This is a genomic window from Actinosynnema sp. NPDC023794 (assembly GCF_040639675.1).
Taxonomy (GTDB): Bacteria; Actinomycetota; Actinomycetes; order Mycobacteriales; family Pseudonocardiaceae; genus Actinosynnema; species Actinosynnema luteola.
The window spans coordinates 462,491-479,829 of the sequence record NZ_JBFAFR010000003.1; the positions used below are offsets into that span (position 1 = coordinate 462,491).

The window sequence follows — 17,339 nt, forward strand, 5'->3', positions numbered from 1 at the left end:
CGACATGGACCGCAGGCACTTCCTCGCCGCGGGCGCCGGCGCCCTCGCCGTCCCCGCCCTCAGCGCTTTCGACAGCGCTCCCGAGCACCCCGACCGGCCGCGGCTGGTCAAGACCGGCGCCGAGCAGCTGGCCGAGGACGGCTGGCGGCGGTTCGCGGGCCACAAGGTCGGCGTGGTCACCAACCCGACCGGCGTGCTGCGCGACCACACCCACATCGTCGACTCGATGGTGGCCGCCGGGATCGGGCCGCACGCCGCGTTCGGTCCCGAGCACGGCTTCCGCGGCACGGCGCAGGCAGGCGGCTCGGAGGGCAACTACCTCGACCCGCGCACCGGCATCCCGGTCTACGACACCTACGGCGCGAGCACCGCCAAGATCGCCGAGATGATCACCAAGGCGGGGGTCGACACGCTCGTGTTCGACATCGCCGACATCGGCGCGCGCTTCTACACCTACATCTGGACGATGTACGCCGTCATGCAGGCCGCCGCCGCGACCGGCGTGCGGTTCGTCGTGCTCGACCGCCCCAACCCGGTCGGCGGCACGGCCCGCGGCCCGCAGCTCGACCCGGCCTACGCCACGTTCGTCGGCCGCAAGCCGATCGCCCAGCAGCACGGCATGACGATCGGCGAGCTGGCGCGGCTGTTCGACGGCGCGTTCCTGCCCACCGACGGCGGCCGGGTGAGCAGCCTCGAAGTGGTCGACGTGAAGGGCTGGAAGCGGGACGACCTGCACTCCGGCATCCCGTGGGTCCCGCCGAGCCCGAACGTCCCCACGCACGACACCGCGCTGGTCTACCCCGGCACGTGCCTGTTCGAAGGGCTCGTGTTCTCCGAGGGCCGCGGCACCACCCGCCCGTTCGAGACGATCGGCGCGCCGGGCCTGGACTGGCGGTGGGCCGAGGACCTGAACGCGCTGGGGCTGCCCGGCGTCCGGTTCCGCGAGACCTACTTCACGCCCACGTTCAACAAGCACGCCAACAAGCTGTGCGGCGGTGTCGTCCTGCACCTCACCGACCCGCACCGCTTCGACGCGCCGCGCACGGCCGTCGCCATGATCGTCACCGCGAAGGCCCGCTACCCCCAGGTCTTCGCGTGGCGCCCGGACCTCTACATCGACAAGCTCAGCGGCTCGGACCGGCTGCGCCGCATGGTCGACGCGGGCGCGGGCGCCGACGAGGTGGTCGGAGCCTGGGCCGACGAGCTGGCCGCGTTCGACCGCACCCGCCAGCCGTACCTGCGCTACCGGTAGAGGGAGACAGCGATGCGCATCCCCGCCCTGCTGATCGCGACCGCCATGGCAGTGTCCGTCACGCTGCCGGCGCACGCCGAAGGCCGTGAGGCCCGCTTCGACCAGCCGCACGAGGGCTGGTCGAGCAGCGTGCTGCGAACGGGTACCCCGCACCACGTGGGACTCGACCCGGCGCCGCTGGCCGCCGCACTGGCGCAGATCGAGCGGTACACGGTGCCGGACGCGACCGGCCACCCGCTGTTCGCGGGCGCCGTCACGCTGTTCGCGCACGACGGCGTCGTGGTCACCCACGAGCCGACGGGTTGGGCGGTCCGCTACGCCGACGCCGCCGGCACCGAGCTGCCCGAGGCGCAACGCGTGCCGATGACCCGGGACACGATCTTCGACCTGGCGTCGATCTCCAAGCTCTTCACCTCGATCGTGGTGATGCGGCAGCACGAGCTCGGCAAGTTCGGCCTGGACGACCCGGTGGCCCGCCACCTGCCGGAGTTCGGCGTCAACGGCAAGGAGTCCATCACCGTCCGGCAGCTGCTGACCCACACCTCGGGCCTGGTGGCGTGGCTGCCGCTGTGGTCGCAGTACCCGGACATCCCGTCCCGGCTCAAGGCCGTGATGGACACGACGCCCCGCAGCACGCCCGGCACCACCTACCTGTACTCGGACCTGAACCTGATCACGCTCGGCGTGCTGGCCGAGAAGTGGTCGGGCAAGAAGCTCGACCAGCTCGTCCACGACGACATCACGCGCCCGTTGGGCCTGGTGGACACCGGCTACAACCCGCCGGTGGCCAAGCTGGACCGGATCGCGGCCACCGAGTACCAGGCGGGCCGGGGCATCATCCGCGGCAGCGTGCACGACGAGAACGCCTGGTCGCTCGGCGGCGTCGCGGGCCACGCGGGCATGTTCTCCACCGCGCGCGAGCTGGCCGTGCTCGGCCAGGCGATCCTCAACGGCGGCGCGCACGCGGGCGGCCGGATCCTGCGCGAGGACACCGTCGAGCTGATGCTCACCGACTTCAACCAGGGCTTCCCCGGCAACTCGCACGGCCTCGGCTTCGAGCTGGACCAGCGCTGGTACATGGGCGCGCTGACGTCGCCGAGGGCCGCCGGGCACACCGGCTACACGGGCACCACGCTGGTGCTGGACCCGTTGTCGCGGTCGATCGCGATCCTGCTGACCAACCGCGTGCACCCGAGCCGGAACTGGGGCTCGATCAACCCGGCCCGACGCGTGGCGGCCAACGGTCTGGCGCAGGCCCTGGCGGTGCGCCCGCGGCACGGCACGGCGTGGACGCCGGAGGCGGCCGGCGGCACGTTGACCACGCGTGACCTCCCGCGGCGCGCCGAGCGGCAGAAGCTGTCGTTCTGGGCGTTCGTCGACCTCGACCCGGGCGACCAGGTCGTGGTGGAGGCGAGTGACGACGGGTCCACCTGGCGCGAGGTCCGGGTGTTGGCCGGCTATGGGGAACGGCGTTGGCAGAAGGTCGAGGTCGACACGGAGTCGGCGACGAAGTTCCGCTGGCGGTACGTGCGCGGCACGGGCTACGGCGGGCGCGGCGTGTACGTGGACGCTGTCCGCGTGACCGACGCGCGCGGCGTGGCGCTGGACGCGGAGCGCGAACCAGCGGCTATGAGGCTCGAAGGGTGGCGGACCGCGGACCGTTAGTGACATTCGGTCCGCCCGGTCCCGCCAAGCGGTGAGATTGGGTCACGGTTGGGGTGAGTTACCCCCACCCCGCGTTGACCGTACGTTGAGCGGTTAGTAAGTTTCCCACGTGTCCACCGAAAGTACCGCCGATTCCAGTCCCCTGGTCAAGATCCGTTCGCTCCTGCCCGGCCTGGCCCGGGCCGAGCAACGGGTCGCCAAGGTCGTGCTGGACAACCCGGCGACCGTCGCACACCGCAGCATCACCGAGGTCGCCGAGGCCGCGGGCACCAGCGAGACAACGGTGACCCGGTTCTGCAAGGCCATCGGCGTCGGCGGGTACCCGGAGCTGCGCATAGCGCTGGCCGCCGACACGGCCCGCACGTCCATGCGCCCCGACCGCGACCTCGGCGGCGACATCGGCCCGGGTGACGACCTGCGCCAGGTCGTCGGCAAGGTGGCGTTCGCCGACGCGCGCGCGGTCGAGGAGACCGCCGAGCAGCTGAACGTGGAGACGCTCGAAGCGGTGGTCGAGGCGGTCGCGGGCGCGGGCCGGGTGGACGTCTACGGGTTCGGGGCGAGCGCGTTCGTCGCGTTCGACCTCCAGCAGAAGCTCCACCGGATAGGGCGGACCTGCTTCGCCTGGAACGACACGCACATCGCGCTCACGTCGGCCGCCGTGCTCACCGAGGCGGACGTGGCGGTCGGGATATCGCACACCGGCTCCACGTCCGAGACCGTCGAGGCGCTGCGGGTGGCCAAGGAGCACGGCGCGACCACGGTGGCGCTGACGAACTTCCCGCGCTCGCCGATCAGCGAGGTCGCCGACCACGTGCTGACCACGGCGGCGCGCGAGACCACGTTCCGCTCGGGCGCGATGGCCAGCCGGATCGCCCAGCTCACCGTGATCGACTGCCTGTTCATCGGTGTCGCGCAACGGCACGTGGACAGCGCCAAGTCGGCGCTCGAGGCGACGTACGACGCGGTGTCGGGGCACCGCCTCGGCGCCCGGCCGGACGGCAGGCGACGTCGGGAGTCCGGTAAATGACCCCGCCCCCGGACGGTGTCGCGGTCCGCGTGGACTCACCCACCGAGGCCAGGAACCCGCGGACGCAGGACATCGACCGGCTCTCCACGCTGGACGTGCTCCGCCTGATCAACGCCGAGGACCACCTGGTCCCCCACGCCGTGTCCGCCGTGCTGCCCGAGCTGGCGCGGGCGGCGGACCTCGCCGTCGGCGCCCTGCGCGGCGGTGGCCGCGTGCACTACGTCGGCGCGGGCACCTCCGGCCGGCTGGCCACGCTCGACGCCGCCGAGCTGGTGCCGACGTTCAACGCGCCGCCGGACTGGTTCGTCGCCCACCACGCGGGAGGCCGGGACGCCCTGGTCAACGCCGTGGAGGACGTCGAGGACCAGGGGGCCGACGGCGCCGCCGAGATCCGCAAGCACGCGGCGGCGGGCGACCTGGTCGTCGGCGTCACGGCGTCCGGCCGCACGCCGTTCGTCATGGCGGCGCTGGAGGAGGCGCGCACGCTCGGCGCGCACACCGTGCTGGTGTCCAACAACCCGACCGCGCCCGCGCCGGTCGAGGTGGACGTGCTGATCGCGGTCGACACCGGACCGGAGGCGATCGCGGGGTCCACCCGGATGAAGGCGGGCACGTCGCAGAAGCTGGTGCTGACGTCGTTCTCGACCGCCGTGATGGTCCGGCTCGGCCGCACGTACTCGAACCTGATGGTGTCGATGCGCGCGACCAACGCCAAGCTGCGCGGTCGCACGGTCCGCATCCTGCGTGAGGCGACGGGCCTGGGCGAGCAGGAGTGCACGACGGCGTTGGCCGATTCGGGCGGCGACCTGAAGGTCGCTTTGGTGCACCTGCTGTCCGGTGCGCCCGCGGCGCTGGCGGCCGAGGCGCTGGAACGCACCCAGGGGCACGTCCGGATGGCGCTCAGCCAGCTAGCACCGGGCGCCACGGGATAGGCGTCGACAACACCATCGCGCTGGACGTCTCGCCGTAGCCGCCCAGCCGCACCAGCAACCGCTCCAGCTCGCTGATCGACGTGGTCACCACCTTCACCACCGAGCAGATGTCGCCGGTCAGCCGCACCACCTCCACCACCTCGGGGCAGTCGTCGAGCAGCTCCGGGTGCACCGTGATGCACCGGGGTCCGTAGCACTTCATCCGCACCAGGGCGACCACCGACCGGCCCACCGCCGTCGGGTCGACGGTCGCGCGGTACCCCGTGATGACGCCCGCGTTCTCCAGCCGCCGCACGCGTTGCGCGACGGTCGGCGGCGATACGTGCACGCGCCGTGCCAGCTCGTTGTACGACAGCCGCGCGTCCTCCTGCAGGGCCTCCAGCAGGGCCCAGTCCACGCCGTCCAGTTCGATGCTCACGATCGCAAAGCTACTCGGGCGAACACCTTTCACTCATAAGAACTTTCCGCTGGATCACTGTCTGTCACCCATTCAACTACCCCGATCACGCGGTCATCATGGAAGGCATGACTTGCCCCGTCTCACCCAAGCTCGACTTCGGCGGCACGACGCCCTACGAGGACTACGTGCACGCCTCCGTGCTGCACTCGCTGCAACAGCAGTGGTCCAAGGACCCGCGTGAGATGTCGTTCCTGGTGATCACGCAGGTCATGGAGCTGTACTTCGGCCTGCTGTGCTTCGAGTGGCGGCAGGCCAAGGCCGAACTGCGCGCGGACGACCTGCGTGCGGCGGTCCGCACGCTGCACCGCAGCGACCTGCACATGCAGGCGCTCAACGCGGCGTGGCGGCCGATCGCCCGGATGACGCCCGCCGAGTTCAACTCGTTCCGCGACGCCCTCGGCGAGGGCTCGGGCTTCCAGTCGGGCCGGTACCGCGAGGTGGAGTTCCTGCTCGGCGAGAAGTCGCGGTCGATGCTCGTGCCGCACCGGGCCGTGCCTCAGCAGCACGACGCGCTCGAACGGCTGCTGCACGAGCCGAGCCTGTACGACGACGTGCTCGCCGCCTTGAGCCGCCAAGGCCTGCCGATCCCGTCGGAGGTGCTCGAGCGTGACGTCAGCCGGCCGTACGAGCCGAACGCCGAGGTGGAGGCCGTGTGGGCGGACATCTACCGCGGCGGGTCGCGTGACCTGCTCGAACTGGGCGAGGCGTTGACCGACATCGCCGAGGAGTTCGCGCGCTGGCGGTACGACCACCTGCTGGCCACCCGCCGTTCGATGGGCGCGAAAACCGGGACCGGCGGCTCCGCGGGGGTTGCGTGGTTGGAGAAGCGCACGCAACGCTCCGTCTTCCCCGAACTGTGGACGGCCAGGAGCTACGTGTGAACGACCGGTTGGCGCACCTCCGCGACCTGTTCGACCTCGACGACGACGTGGTGTACCTGGACGGCAACTCCCTGGGCGCGCCGCCGAAGGCCGTCGCCGAACGCGTGCAGCACGTCGTGCGCGAGCAGTGGGGCCGCCGGCTGATCCGCAGCTGGTCCGAGGGCTGGTGGGAGGCGCCGGAGCGGGTCGGCAACCGCGTCGGCCGGTTGATCGGGGCCAAGGCAGGGCAGGTCGTCGTGGCGGACTCGACCAGCGTGAACCTGTTCAAGGCGCTGATGGCGGCGGTGCGCAACACCGACCGCATGGAGATCGTGGTGGACGCGGGGACGTTCCCGACCGACGGGTACATCGCCCGGTCGGTGGCGGAGCTGACCGGCCTGGCGTTGCGGCCGGCGCCGCCGGAGGAGCTGGACCTGCGGGACACGACGGCGGTCGTGCTGCTGAACCACGTCGACTACCGCACGGGTCGGCTGCTGGACATGGCGAAGCTGACCGAGCAGGCGCACGCGGTGGGCGCGAAGGTCGTGTGGGACCTGTGCCACAGCGCGGGCGTGCTGCCGATCGAGCTGGACGCGTTGAACGTCGACCTGGCCGTGGGGTGCACGTACAAGTTCCTCAACGGCGGGCCGGGTTCGCCCGCGTTCCTCTACGTGCCGAAGCACGCCCAGGCGACGTTCGAGCAGCCGTTGACGGGGTGGACGGGCCACGAGGTGCCGTTCGCGATGTCGCCGGAGTACACGCCGGACCCGGGCGTCTCCCGTGCGCGCGTGGGCACGCCGGACATCATCTCGATGCTCGCCCTGGACGCCGCGCTGGACGTCTGGGACCACGTGGACCTGCGTGACGTCCGCGCCAAGGGCCTGGCCCTGACCGCGCACTTCCGGTCGCTGGTCGAGGACCTGCCGGGCATCGAGGTGATCACCCCTGCCGACGACTGGCGCGGCCACCAGATCACCCTCCGCCACCCCGAGGCCGAGCGGATCATGGGCGAGCTGGTCGAGCGCAACGTCATCGGCGACCACCGCGCACCGGACCTGCTGCGCTTCGGCTTCGCCCCGCTCTACAACACGTTCACCGACGCCGATCGCGCCGCCGCCACCCTGAAAGAACTCCTCTAACCCCCGCGAGAGTCCTACGTCCAGACGTCGAGAGTCCTACGCCCAGCGCACCTGAATTCAACGCTCAATGGTGAACTCGGGGTGCTTGAACGTAGGACTCTCGCGGCGCGAACGCTGGACTCTCGGGTTACGTGGAGGCGGCGTCGGCGATGCTGCGGGCTTCGCGGGAGCCGGCGGTCAGGGCTTCGCAGTAGAAGAGCAGCCAGCGGGTGATGCCCTCGGGGTCCCCGGTGGAGAAGCCGTGCAGGGCGGAGGCGTAGTCGTTCTGGCGGCGCAGGCAGAAGACCTCCGGCACACCCAGCGACTTCGGGTCCAGCCCCGTGGCGATGGACGCCAGCCGGGACGCCGCGCGCGCCACCACGCCGTTGGCCGTGTCGAACGGCGCCAGCGACATCAGCTCGCCGTGCACCACGGCCACCAGCAGCGGACCCGGGACGGACGTGCCGCCGGTGACCAGCTGCGACAGCATGCCGAGGCGCTCCGACACGCCCGGAGCGGAACGGGGACGGCCCAGCTCACCGCCCAGGTCCGCACCCGCCAGCACGTGCAACCGCGCCAACGCCTGCAACGGCGCCCGCTGCCACGTCGGGAACACCACGCCCAACGACTCGGCCACCCGCAACGCCCCCGCCAGCACGGGATCCGACACGGTCCCGTCCGACGGGATGGCGGTCGGCCCGCCGTCCAACGCCGCCGACGCACGCGCGGCGCGCACGGACGCCTCGGCCGCGGTGGTCGCCCAGCCGCGCAGGTTCACCCGGTGCCGGTGCACCTGGAACACGGCGTCACGAGCACCGGCGACGGCGTCGGCCACACCGGGCAGGTCCAGCAGCGGGGCAAGCGGATCGGTCACGCCGCAGCACACTACCCGCCGGTAAGTGGCTATCTGGAACGGATCGAAAATGGACCTGCAAAGTAGCCACTGATCGATTTATCGTCGAAGCATGAACTGGTACGACCGCCCCGTGCTCACCGGCGACCACGTCCGCCTCGAACCCCTCACCCCCGACCACGGGGAGGGCCTGCACGAGGCGGGCAAGGACCCCGAGGTCTGGCGCTGGCTGAGCTCCCACCAACCGGCCACGCTGGACGAGACCCGCGCGTACGTCGAGCGCAGCCTCGCCGACCCCACCCGGCTGGCCTGGGCGCAGATCGACCCGCGGACGAACGAGGTCGCCGGCACCACGTCGTACTACGAGATCGACCCGAAGAACCGCGGGCTCTACATCGGCCACACGTGGATCGGCACGCGCTGGCAGCGCACCGCCCTCAACACCGACGCCAAGCTCCTGCTCCTCCGCCGCGCCTTCGAGGACCTGGGCGCGCTCCGCGTCGGCTGGCACACCGACCTGCGCAACGAGCGCTCGCAGAAGGCCATCGAACGCCTCGGCGCGACCCGCGAGGGCGTCCTCCGCGTGCACCGCATCAGACCGGACGGCACCCTGCGCGACACGGTCGTGTACTCGATGACCTCGAACGAGTGGCCGCACCTGAAGGCCAAGCTCACGACGTGACGTGAGTCACGAGAGGTGCCGCTGGTCGCAACCCAGGTGTCGTTCGGCGGAATCGCGGTGGTCACGGGGCCTGCCACGGGTTACACAGTTACCCACGCGTTTCGAACTCGGCCACAATTGGTCTGAACCTTTTGGGTGCGCAGTGAGCTGAATCGCACTACGGTCAGTGCGCACCCCCACGGATTCAGGAGGTCCGCCCGCCATGACAGAGCCGCAAGTCGCCCTGGACAACCTGTCGACGGAGACGAGGACGTTCCCGCCGAGCGAGGACTTCGCCGCGCAGGCCAACGCCACCTCCGCGCTGTACGAGGAGGCGGACGCCGACCGCGAGGCGTTCTGGGCGAAGCAGGCCGAGCGGCTGTCCTGGGACACCAAGTGGGACCGCGTCCTCGACTGGTCCGACGCGCCGTTCGCCAAGTGGTTCGTCGGCGGCAAGCTCAACGTCGCCTACAACTGCGTCGACCGGCACGTCGAGTCCGGCCACGGCGACCAGGTCGCCATCCACTGGGAGGGCGAGCCCGGCGACAGCCGCGCCATCACCTACGCCGACCTGCAGCGCGAGGTCTCCAAGGCCGCCAACGCCCTCGTCGAGCTGGGCGTCGGCGCGGAGGACCGGGTCGCCATCTACATGCCGATGGTCCCGGAGGCGATCTTCGCCATGCTCGCCTGCGCACGGCTCGGCGCGATGCACAGCGTGGTGTTCGGCGGCTTCTCCGCCGAGGCGCTGCGCACCCGCATCGAGGACTCGCAGGCCAAGCTGGTGATCACCACCGACGGCCAGTACCGGCGCGGCAACCCGGCGGCGCTCAAGCCCGCCGTGGACGAGGCCGTGGCCAAGGCCGCGAGCGTCGAGCACGTCCTGGTGGTCAAGCGCACGAACACCGACGTCGAGTGGACCGAGGGCCGCGACGTCTGGTGGCACGACGTCGTCGACCGCCAGTCCGACCAGCACACGCCGGAGGCGTTCGACTCCGAGCACCCGCTGTTCATCCTCTACACGTCGGGCACCACGGGCCGCCCCAAGGGCATCCTGCACACCTCCGGCGGCTACCTGACCCAGGCGTCGTACACGCACTACAACGTGTTCGACCTCAAGCCGGACACCGACGTCTACTGGTGCACCGCCGACATCGGCTGGGTCACCGGGCACAGCTACATCGTGTACGGGCCGCTGTCCAACCGCGTCACGCAGGTCGTCTACGAGGGCACGCCCAACACCCCGCACGAGGGCCGCCACTGGGAGATCGTGCAGAAGTACGGCGTGTCGGTCTACTACACCGCGCCGACGCTGATCCGCACGTTCATGAAGTGGGGCGCGGACATCCCGGCCCGCTACGACCTGTCCAGCCTCCGCGTGCTCGGCAGCGTCGGCGAGCCGATCAACCCCGAGGCGTGGATCTGGTACCGGGAGACCATCGGCGCGGGGAAGACGCCCGTCGTGGACACCTGGTGGCAGACCGAGACCGGCGGGATCATGATCTCGCCGCTGCCCGGCGCGACGTCCGCCAAGCCCGGTTCGGCGCAGCGCCCGCTGCCCGGCATCGGTGCGAAGGTCGTCGACGACCAGGGCAACGAGGTGCCGCACGGTGGCGGCGGCTACCTGGTGCTCGACCAGCCGTGGCCGGGCATGCTGCGCGGCATCTGGGGCGACGAGGAGCGCTACCGCGACACGTACTGGTCGCGGTTCGCCGAGCAGGGCTACTACTTCGCCGGCGACGGCGCGAAGTACGACGACGACGGCGACATCTGGCTGCTGGGCCGGGTGGACGACGTGATGAACGTGTCCGGGCACCGCATCTCCACCACCGAGGTCGAGTCCGCGCTGGTCTCGCACCCGACGGTGGCCGAGGCGGCGGTGGTCGGCGCGACCGACCCGACCACGGGCCAGGGCATCGTGGCGTTCGTGATCCTGCGCGGCGGCGTGGCCGAGGGCTCCGACGGCGCCGAGGCGATCAAGGCGCTGCGCGACCACGTGGCCAAGGAGATCGGCCCGATCGCGAAGCCGCGGCAGATCATGGTCGTGCCGGAGCTGCCGAAGACCCGCTCGGGCAAGATCATGCGCCGCCTGCTGCGCGACGTGGCGGAGAACCGGCAGGTCGGCGACGTGACCACGCTCGCGGACTCGTCGGTGATGGACCTGATCTCCAGCGGCCTGAAGTCGGGCGCTTCCCAGGAGGAGTGAACGCGGCAGGACTGAGCACGCCAGGAGGGGTCCGCCGGTTCGTCGGCGGGCCCCTCCTTGGGTTAGGGTCGGTTCCGGTGAGCCGGGAAGCCTGGTCGGCACGAGGATGAGTCGTTGCCGAACCACCGGAGTCGATCTTGAACCGCATTCGCCCCACCGCCGCCGAGTTCGCGCGCTACCTGCGCACCGAGACCGTCGGCGGCATGATCCTCCTCGCCGCCACCGCCGTGGCGTTGATCTGGGCGAACTCGCCGATCTCCGGCTCCTACACGGCGTTGCGGGACTTCCACGTCGGACCCGAGTCGCTGCACTTGAGCCTGAGCGTCGGCGATTGGGCCAAGGACGGCCTGCTCGCGATCTTCTTCTTCGTCGCCGGGCTCGAGCTCAAGCGCGAGCTCGTGATCGGCGAGCTGAACGACGTCAAGTCGGCGATCCTGCCCGTGGTGGCCGCGCTCGGCGGCATGGTCGTGCCGGCGTTGATCGCGCTGGGCGTCGGCTGGGGTGAACCCGGCATCGAACGGGCGTGGGCGATCCCGGTGGCCACGGACATCGCGTTCGCGCTCGGCGTGCTGGCGATCACCGCCTCGGGGCTGCCGACCGGCCTGCGGCTGTTCCTGCTCAGCCTGGCCGTGGTGGACGACCTCGGCGCGATCTTCCTGATCGCGGTGCTGTTCACCGCGTCGTTCGACCTGGTCGCGGCGGTGGCCGCGGTCGCGCTGCTGGCGTTGTACGCGTTCCTGCAGCACAAGCGGGTGACGACGCCGTGGCTGTACGTCCCGATCGCGGTGGCCACGTGGGTCGCCGTGCACTCGGCGGGCGTGCACGCCACCATCGCGGGCGTCGCGCTGGCCCTGCTGACCCGCGTGCGCAAGGACCGCTACGAGCACGAGGCGCCTGCGTTGCGGCTGGAGCACCGGTTGCAGCCGTGGTCGGCGGCCGTGGCGGTGCCGGTGTTCGCGCTGTTCGCGGCCGGCGTGCCGGTGAACGGCGAGGCGTTGGGCTCGCTGTTCACCGATCCGCTGGCGCTGGGCGTGATGCTCGGACTGGTGGTGGGCAAGGTGGTCGGCATCGTCGGCGCGTCCGCGTTGGCGGTGCTGGTCAAGGCCGCCCGGTGGCCGAGCGGCGCGGGACCGCGGGACATCGTCGCGGTGGCCATGCTCGGCGGGGTCGGGTTCACGGTGAGCCTGTTGATCGCGGACCTGGCGCTGGACGGTCCGGCCGCCGAGCAGGCCAAGGCCGCGGTGCTGCTGGCGTCGTTGACGGCGTCGTTGCTCGCGGCGGTCCTGCTGGTGCGGCGCAGCCGGGTGCACCGACGCGCCGACGAGGACGAGGACGAGTAAACCGCAGTGGTTCAGCCGGTCGAGCAGCCTCGGCCCCGCGTGCATGGCACGATGAGCCGGTGACCAGCGCTCGGGAGAACACCAACGGCAGCGGACTGCCACCTGTTCCGTCGATCCCGTTGACCGCGGAGAGCGCGGCCAAGATCGCGGAGGAAACGTCCATCGGCGGCTTGGTGCGCGACGCCACGGCCCACCTGTCCACGTTGGTCAGGGCGGAGGTCGAGCTCGCCAAGTCCGAGGTCGCGGGCGAGGTCAAGAAGGGCCTCAAGGGCAGCGTCTACTTCATCATCGCGCTGACGGTGCTGCTGTTCAGCTCGTTCTTCCTCTTCTTCTTCGGCGCGGAACTGCTGGACGTGTGGCTGCCGCGCTGGTCGGCGTTCCTCATCGTCTTCGGGCTGATGCTCGTCACCGCGGTGCTGTTCGCGTTGCTGGGGTACCGGAAGGTGAAGAAGCTGCGCGCGCCGCAGCGGACCATCGACTCGGCCAAGGACACCGTCGCGGCACTCCGGCACCGCGGCGAGGGCCGCTGAGCCGCGCCGTGCGGCTGCCTCCGGACCCGTCGACCGCTCGGGTGCCCGGCCCGTGGACGCACCGCGACGTGTCCGCGAACGGCATCCGCCTGCACGTCGCCGAGCTGGGCGAGGGCCCGCTCGTGCTGCTGCTGCACGGTTTCCCGGAGTTCTGGTGGACGTGGCGGCACCAGCTCGTCTCGATCGCCGAGGCGGGCTACCGCGCCGTGGCCGTCGACCTGCGCGGCTACGGCGACTCCGACAAACCACCGCGCGGGTACGACGGGTTCACGCTCGCCGGTGACGTCGCGGGCCTGGTGAAGGCGCTCGGCGAACCGCGGGCGCACCTCGTCGGCCACGCGTGGGGCGGCATGCTGGCGTGGACGGTCGCCGCCATGCACTCCCGGCTGGTCTACTCGGTGACGGCCGTGTCCGCGCCGCACCCGCTGGCGCTGCGCCGCGCGATCCGCCGCCACCCGCGCCGTCAGGGCCGGGCGAGCGCGCACCTGTTCCGCTTCCAGCTCCCGGTGTACCCGGAGCGGTGGCTGACCAGGGACCGCGGCGCGGCCGTCGCCGGGATGCTGGGTGGGTGGGGCGGTCCGAAGTGGAGGGTGTCGCCCGAGTTCGACGAGGTGGCGCGCCGCAACCGCGAGGCGGTCCTGGTGCCCGGCGTCGCGCACAGCTCCATGGAGTACCACCGCTGGGCCGTCCGGTCCCAACTGCGCAGCGACGGCCGCCGCTTCGCCGAGGCGGTGGACCGCAGGCTGGACGTCCCGGTCCTGCAGCTGCACGGCGCGCTCGACCCGGTGATGCTGGAGCAGACCGCGGCCGACTCGGGGCTGTGGGCGGGCGGCCACTCCGCGTACTTCGTGCTGCCGGACGTGGGCCACTTCCCGCACCAGGAGGCGCCGGACACGACGAGCCGGCACATCACCGACTTCCTGGCGAAGGTCTAGCGCCGGTCACGGCACCGGTCACGACGCGCAGGTCTGCGTGGACGCCCGCCGCACCATCGTCGGCGCCTTCGCCACTTCCTCCGCGACCTCGTCCGCCGTCAGCACGAACCCGGTCTCCTGGTCGTCCACGGCCGCGCCGAACACCACGCCCATCACCCGGCCCTGCGGGTCGACCAACGGCCCGCCGGAGTTGCCGCTGCGGACCTTCGCCCGCACCGTGTACACGTCCCGCGTCACGGTCTGCGCGTCGTAGATGTCCGGCCCGCGCAGCATCCTGATCCGCTCGCGCACCCGCGCCTCGGACGCCGTGTAGGGCCCGTCCAACGGGTAGCCGAGCACGATCCCGTCCTCGCCCGGCGCGATCTCGTCGGTGCGGAACTGCAGCGGCGTCGCCTCCAGGTCCGGCACGGCCAGGATCGCGATGTCGGTCTGCGCGTCGTAGTGCACGACCGTGGCGTCGAACTCGCCGATGCCGACCTCCACCGTCACGTCCGTCGTGCCCGCGACCACGTGCGCGTTCGTCATGACCCGCTCCGGCGAGATGACGAAACCCGTGCCCTCCAACGCCCGCGAGCACGACGGCGCGCGCCCGCGCACCTTCAGCACGCTGGGCTCCAGCTTCCGCACGATCGGGTTCGCGCTCAGCGCCGGGTCCGGCGGACCCACGTCCCGCAACGGCGTCCGGTCGAACGGGTCCATCGCGGCCGGGAAACCGGACACGTCGAACAGGTTCTGCAAGTCGTCGGCCAACGTCCGCGCGGCCTGCGGCATGGTGTCGTCGACCGTCGACAGGATCACCGACTGGTTGAGCGCCTTCGCCAACGACGGCAGCCCCGCGACCATGGTCAGCGGCAGCGCGATCATCCACGCCACCACGAACACCACCGCGCCCTGCACGATCGCGCCCAGCGCGTTGTCCACGCCGCGCAACGGGGTGGAGTTGACCTTGGGCTTGATGCTGCGGCCGATGTAGACGCCCAGCGTCTCGCCCAGCGCCACCAGCAGCACCACGATGCCGACCGCGAACACGACCTTGGTCACCACGCTGTCGACCCGGGAGACGACCAGCGGCGCGAGCTGCGTGCCCAGCACCAGGCCGATCAGCACCCCGACGAACGCGGGCAGCGCCACGACCATGCCCTGCCGCGCGCCGGAGACCGCGGCGAAGGCTGCCAGCGCCAGCACGAGCAGGTCGACCCAGTTCACGACACCTCCACCGCTCGCAAGGCCAGGTCGAGATCGCGCACGTCCGCGCGGTCCCACGGCCGTTCCCACCCGCCCAGCGCGAGCAGGCCGTCGAGCAGGCCGGCGGTGAAGCCCCACACCAGCATGCCGGGCGCGGCGAACGCCGGGCCGATGTACCCGGACGGGTGGCTCACCCGGAACCGGTTCGCCGGGTCGGCCAGGTGCGAGATCGGCACCCGCGCCACGGCGGCGGTCTCGCCCGGGTCGACGGGCGCAACCGGCGACGGCTCGTCCCAGTGCGCCAGCACCGGCGTGACGACGAACCCGGACACCGGCACGTACAGCCGCGGCAACGTCGCCACCGGCCGCACGCCCTCGCGCAGCACGCCGGTCTCCTCGAACGCCTCGCGCAGCGCCGTGTCCACCGGGCCGTCGTCGGTCGGATCGGCCGCGCCGCCGGGGAACGCGACCTGCCCGGGGTGCGAGCCGAGCGTGTCGGCACGCCGCAGCAGCAGCACGTCGGGACCGCTCGGACCGTCGCCGAACAGCATGAGCACGGCGGCGGGACGTCCGGTGCCGTCGGGCGGCGGCGTGATCCGGGTGAACGCGCGGGCGTCGATCTCGGCGGTCGCCTTGACCAGCCCGCCCATCCACTCCGGCACGTCGTCCGGATCGACCAGGGCCGTCATCCGACCACCTCGCGCACCTGCTCGACCGACGTGAAGGCGATGGGATCGGTCACCTGGGTCAGCGCGCCGTCCGCGCCGACGACGTAGCTCATCGGCAACGTCCGTTGCGCGCGGACGGCCTTGCGCACCGCGTCGGGCGGGTCGACCACCGACGGCAGGCGCACGCCGAGTTTCGCCAACAGCTCCAGACCGTCAGCCTCCTTGCTCTCCACCAGGACCGCTACCACCGGAACCGCGCCGGGCTCCTGCGCGTAGGCGTCGAGGACCTTGAGCTCCTCCTGACAGGGAACGCACCAGGTGGCCCAGAAGTTCACCACAGCGCGGCCCGTCACGGTGGACGCCACGTCGACCGGTCGTCCGTCGGCCAGGCACGTCACGGTCACACCGCGCAGGACCTCCGGCCCCTGGGCGTCCGGGGCGCCTTGCGGGCAGGGCCTGAGCGCGGCCTGTGCGCGGGCCGCGTCGACGTCCATCGTCCGCTCGGTCCGGGTCGGGATCGCGCGCTGGTCGACCGGGTCGGATGAGCGGGGCCACAGCGCGACCACGCCCGCCACCGCCAGCACCAGGACGACGACGGCCCACCGCGCTGCCGCGCTCACGCCAGCTTCTCCCCCGCACGCACGCGTTCGGCGAGGTCGATCAGGTGCGGCGCTTCCTCGCCCTTGACCAGCTTCTGCGCCTTGACCGGGTCGACCTGGCCGATGCCGTAGGACGGGCACTGCGGCGCCAGCAGGCACGCGCCGCACGCCGGGGTGCGGGCGTGGCAGACGCGGCGGCCGTGGAAGATCGTGCGGTGCGAGAGCAAGGTCCACTCCTTGCGCTCCACCAGCGCGCCGATCGCGTGCTCGACCTTGACCGGGTCCTCTTCCCGGGTCCAGCCCCAGCGCCGGACGAGCCGGCCGAAGTGCGTGTCGACCGTGATCCCCGGCACACCGAAAGCGTCGCCCAGCACCACGTTCGCGGTCTTGCGGCCCACGCCGGGCAACGTCACCAGGTCCTCCAACCGGCCGGGCACCTCGCCGCCGAACCGCTCCACGAGCGCGGAACCGAGGCCGATCAGCGAGGTCGCCTTGTTGCGGTAGAACCCGGTCGGCTTGATCAGCTCTTCGAGCTCGGCGCGGTCGGCGGAGGCGTAGTCGGCCGCCGTCCGGTACCGCTTGAACAGCGCGGGCGTGACCAGGTTCACGCGCACGTCCGTCGTCTGCGCCGAGAGCACCACGGCCACCAGCAGTTCCAGCGGCTCGGTGAAGTCCAACTCACAGTGCGCGTCGGGGTAACCCTCACCGAGGACCCGCACCATGCGACGTGCCCGGCGGACCAGCCCCAGCCGCGTCTCCGGCTGCTTCACCGCGCTCTTCGCCATGCGGACGAGATTACTGGCCGGCGCCGTGCGCACGGCGGCTCGGTCGTCCGCGAAGTCCCGCGGGAGTTCTCCGCGGGTCTCCGGGAAGTCCCACCCTCGCGGGGGATGGGTCCGGCGGGCGACGTCCGGTTTGACGCGCGACGATCGTGGGCAGGCAACCATCGGCCGACCGCACACGTCCTTTGACCGTCTGAACGACCTCGAACCGACACGCCAGAGTGACCCCCTTGACCGCGCGCCGAACCGGATGCGCAAGGATCGGAGCC

General features: G+C 71.6%; 17 protein-coding genes. 11 read left to right on the top strand and 6 right to left on the bottom strand.

Annotated features, from left to right (window positions below; genetic code table 11):
- The first annotated feature begins 4 nt into the window (after positions 1-4).
- The 4 genes from AB0H12_RS10765 (at position 5) to murQ (ending at position 4,876) form a co-directional block, all read left to right on the top strand.
- On the top strand, positions 5-1,252 hold the full coding sequence (locus AB0H12_RS10765) for an exo-beta-N-acetylmuramidase NamZ family protein (RefSeq protein ID WP_499622421.1): 1,248 nt from the start codon (positions 5-7) through the stop codon (positions 1,250-1,252).
- Positions 1,253-1,264: 12 nt separating this feature from the next.
- Positions 1,265-2,917 carry a serine hydrolase domain-containing protein gene (locus tag AB0H12_RS10770; RefSeq protein WP_499622423.1) on the top strand — a complete coding sequence of 551 codons (1,653 nt, stop codon included), beginning with the start codon at positions 1,265-1,267 and terminating at the stop codon, positions 2,915-2,917.
- A 109-nt stretch (positions 2,918-3,026) separates the two neighbouring features.
- Complete coding sequence (locus AB0H12_RS10775) at positions 3,027-3,944, top strand: MurR/RpiR family transcriptional regulator (RefSeq protein WP_230570005.1); 918 nt, start codon at positions 3,027-3,029, stop codon at positions 3,942-3,944.
- The gene (murQ, locus tag AB0H12_RS10780; RefSeq protein ID WP_499622424.1) at positions 3,941-4,876 is read left to right on the top strand and encodes an N-acetylmuramic acid 6-phosphate etherase; all 936 of its coding nucleotides are present in this window, start codon (positions 3,941-3,943) and stop codon (positions 4,874-4,876) included. The genes AB0H12_RS10775 and murQ overlap by 4 nt, the downstream gene beginning before the upstream one ends.
- Here the strand turns inward: murQ and AB0H12_RS10785 are convergent.
- Complete coding sequence (locus tag AB0H12_RS10785) at positions 4,845-5,294, bottom strand: Lrp/AsnC family transcriptional regulator (RefSeq protein WP_201438208.1); 450 nt, start codon at positions 5,292-5,294, stop codon at positions 4,845-4,847. The genes murQ and AB0H12_RS10785 overlap by 32 nt on opposite strands.
- 107 nt (positions 5,295-5,401) lie before the next feature.
- Between AB0H12_RS10785 and AB0H12_RS10790 the strand changes: the two genes are divergently transcribed.
- A complete protein-coding gene (locus tag AB0H12_RS10790) occupies positions 5,402-6,217 on the top strand; it encodes a tryptophan 2,3-dioxygenase (protein ID WP_499622426.1) in 816 nt (271 codons plus the stop codon).
- On the top strand, positions 6,214-7,335 hold the full coding sequence (gene kynU, locus AB0H12_RS10795) for a kynureninase (protein WP_499622427.1): 1,122 nt from the start codon (positions 6,214-6,216) through the stop codon (positions 7,333-7,335). The genes AB0H12_RS10790 and kynU overlap by 4 nt, the downstream gene beginning before the upstream one ends.
- 127 nt (positions 7,336-7,462) lie before the next feature.
- On the opposite strand, the gene AB0H12_RS10800 is transcribed toward kynU, so the two are convergent.
- Positions 7,463-8,188 (bottom strand): Fic family protein, encoded by a 726-nt coding sequence (locus tag AB0H12_RS10800; RefSeq protein WP_499622429.1) that lies wholly within the window; start codon positions 8,186-8,188, stop codon positions 7,463-7,465.
- A gap of 91 nt (positions 8,189-8,279) precedes the next feature.
- Here AB0H12_RS10800 and AB0H12_RS10805 point away from each other — a divergent pair, with 91 nt between their 5' ends.
- From AB0H12_RS10805 to AB0H12_RS10825, 5 genes are all read left to right on the top strand, one after another.
- Complete coding sequence (locus AB0H12_RS10805) at positions 8,280-8,849, top strand: GNAT family N-acetyltransferase (RefSeq protein WP_499622430.1); 570 nt, start codon at positions 8,280-8,282, stop codon at positions 8,847-8,849.
- Between the two features lie 202 nt (positions 8,850-9,051).
- A complete protein-coding gene (acs, locus tag AB0H12_RS10810; protein ID WP_499622431.1) occupies positions 9,052-11,031 on the top strand; it encodes an acetate--CoA ligase in 1,980 nt (659 codons plus the stop codon).
- A gap of 137 nt (positions 11,032-11,168) precedes the next feature.
- Positions 11,169-12,371 (top strand): Na+/H+ antiporter NhaA, encoded by a 1,203-nt coding sequence (gene nhaA, locus AB0H12_RS10815; protein ID WP_499622432.1) that lies wholly within the window; start codon positions 11,169-11,171, stop codon positions 12,369-12,371.
- Between the two features lie 59 nt (positions 12,372-12,430).
- Complete coding sequence (locus AB0H12_RS10820) at positions 12,431-12,901, top strand: phage holin family protein (protein ID WP_499622433.1); 471 nt, start codon at positions 12,431-12,433, stop codon at positions 12,899-12,901.
- Between the two features lie 8 nt (positions 12,902-12,909).
- Entirely contained in the window at positions 12,910-13,836 is a 927-nt protein-coding gene (locus AB0H12_RS10825) for an alpha/beta fold hydrolase (RefSeq protein ID WP_499622434.1), read from the top strand.
- Positions 13,837-13,854: 18 nt separating this feature from the next.
- On the opposite strand, the gene AB0H12_RS10830 is transcribed toward AB0H12_RS10825, so the two are convergent.
- From AB0H12_RS10830 to nth, 4 genes are read right to left on the bottom strand one after another with little or no spacing between them, the layout of a single operon-like run.
- Positions 13,855-15,042, bottom strand: a complete 1,188-nt coding sequence (locus tag AB0H12_RS10830; protein WP_499622435.1) for a MarP family serine protease — start codon at positions 15,040-15,042, stop codon at positions 13,855-13,857.
- Complete coding sequence (locus AB0H12_RS10835; RefSeq protein ID WP_499622437.1) at positions 15,039-15,710, bottom strand: NUDIX hydrolase; 672 nt, start codon at positions 15,708-15,710, stop codon at positions 15,039-15,041. The genes AB0H12_RS10830 and AB0H12_RS10835 overlap by 4 nt, the downstream gene beginning before the upstream one ends.
- On the bottom strand, positions 15,707-16,309 hold the full coding sequence (locus AB0H12_RS10840; RefSeq protein ID WP_499622438.1) for a TlpA family protein disulfide reductase: 603 nt from the start codon (positions 16,307-16,309) through the stop codon (positions 15,707-15,709). The genes AB0H12_RS10835 and AB0H12_RS10840 overlap by 4 nt, the downstream gene beginning before the upstream one ends.
- A complete protein-coding gene (gene nth / locus AB0H12_RS10845) occupies positions 16,306-17,073 on the bottom strand; it encodes an endonuclease III (protein WP_499622439.1) in 768 nt (255 codons plus the stop codon). Before nth ends, AB0H12_RS10840 begins: the two co-directional genes overlap by 4 nt.
- Between the last annotated feature and the right edge of the window lie 266 nt (positions 17,074-17,339).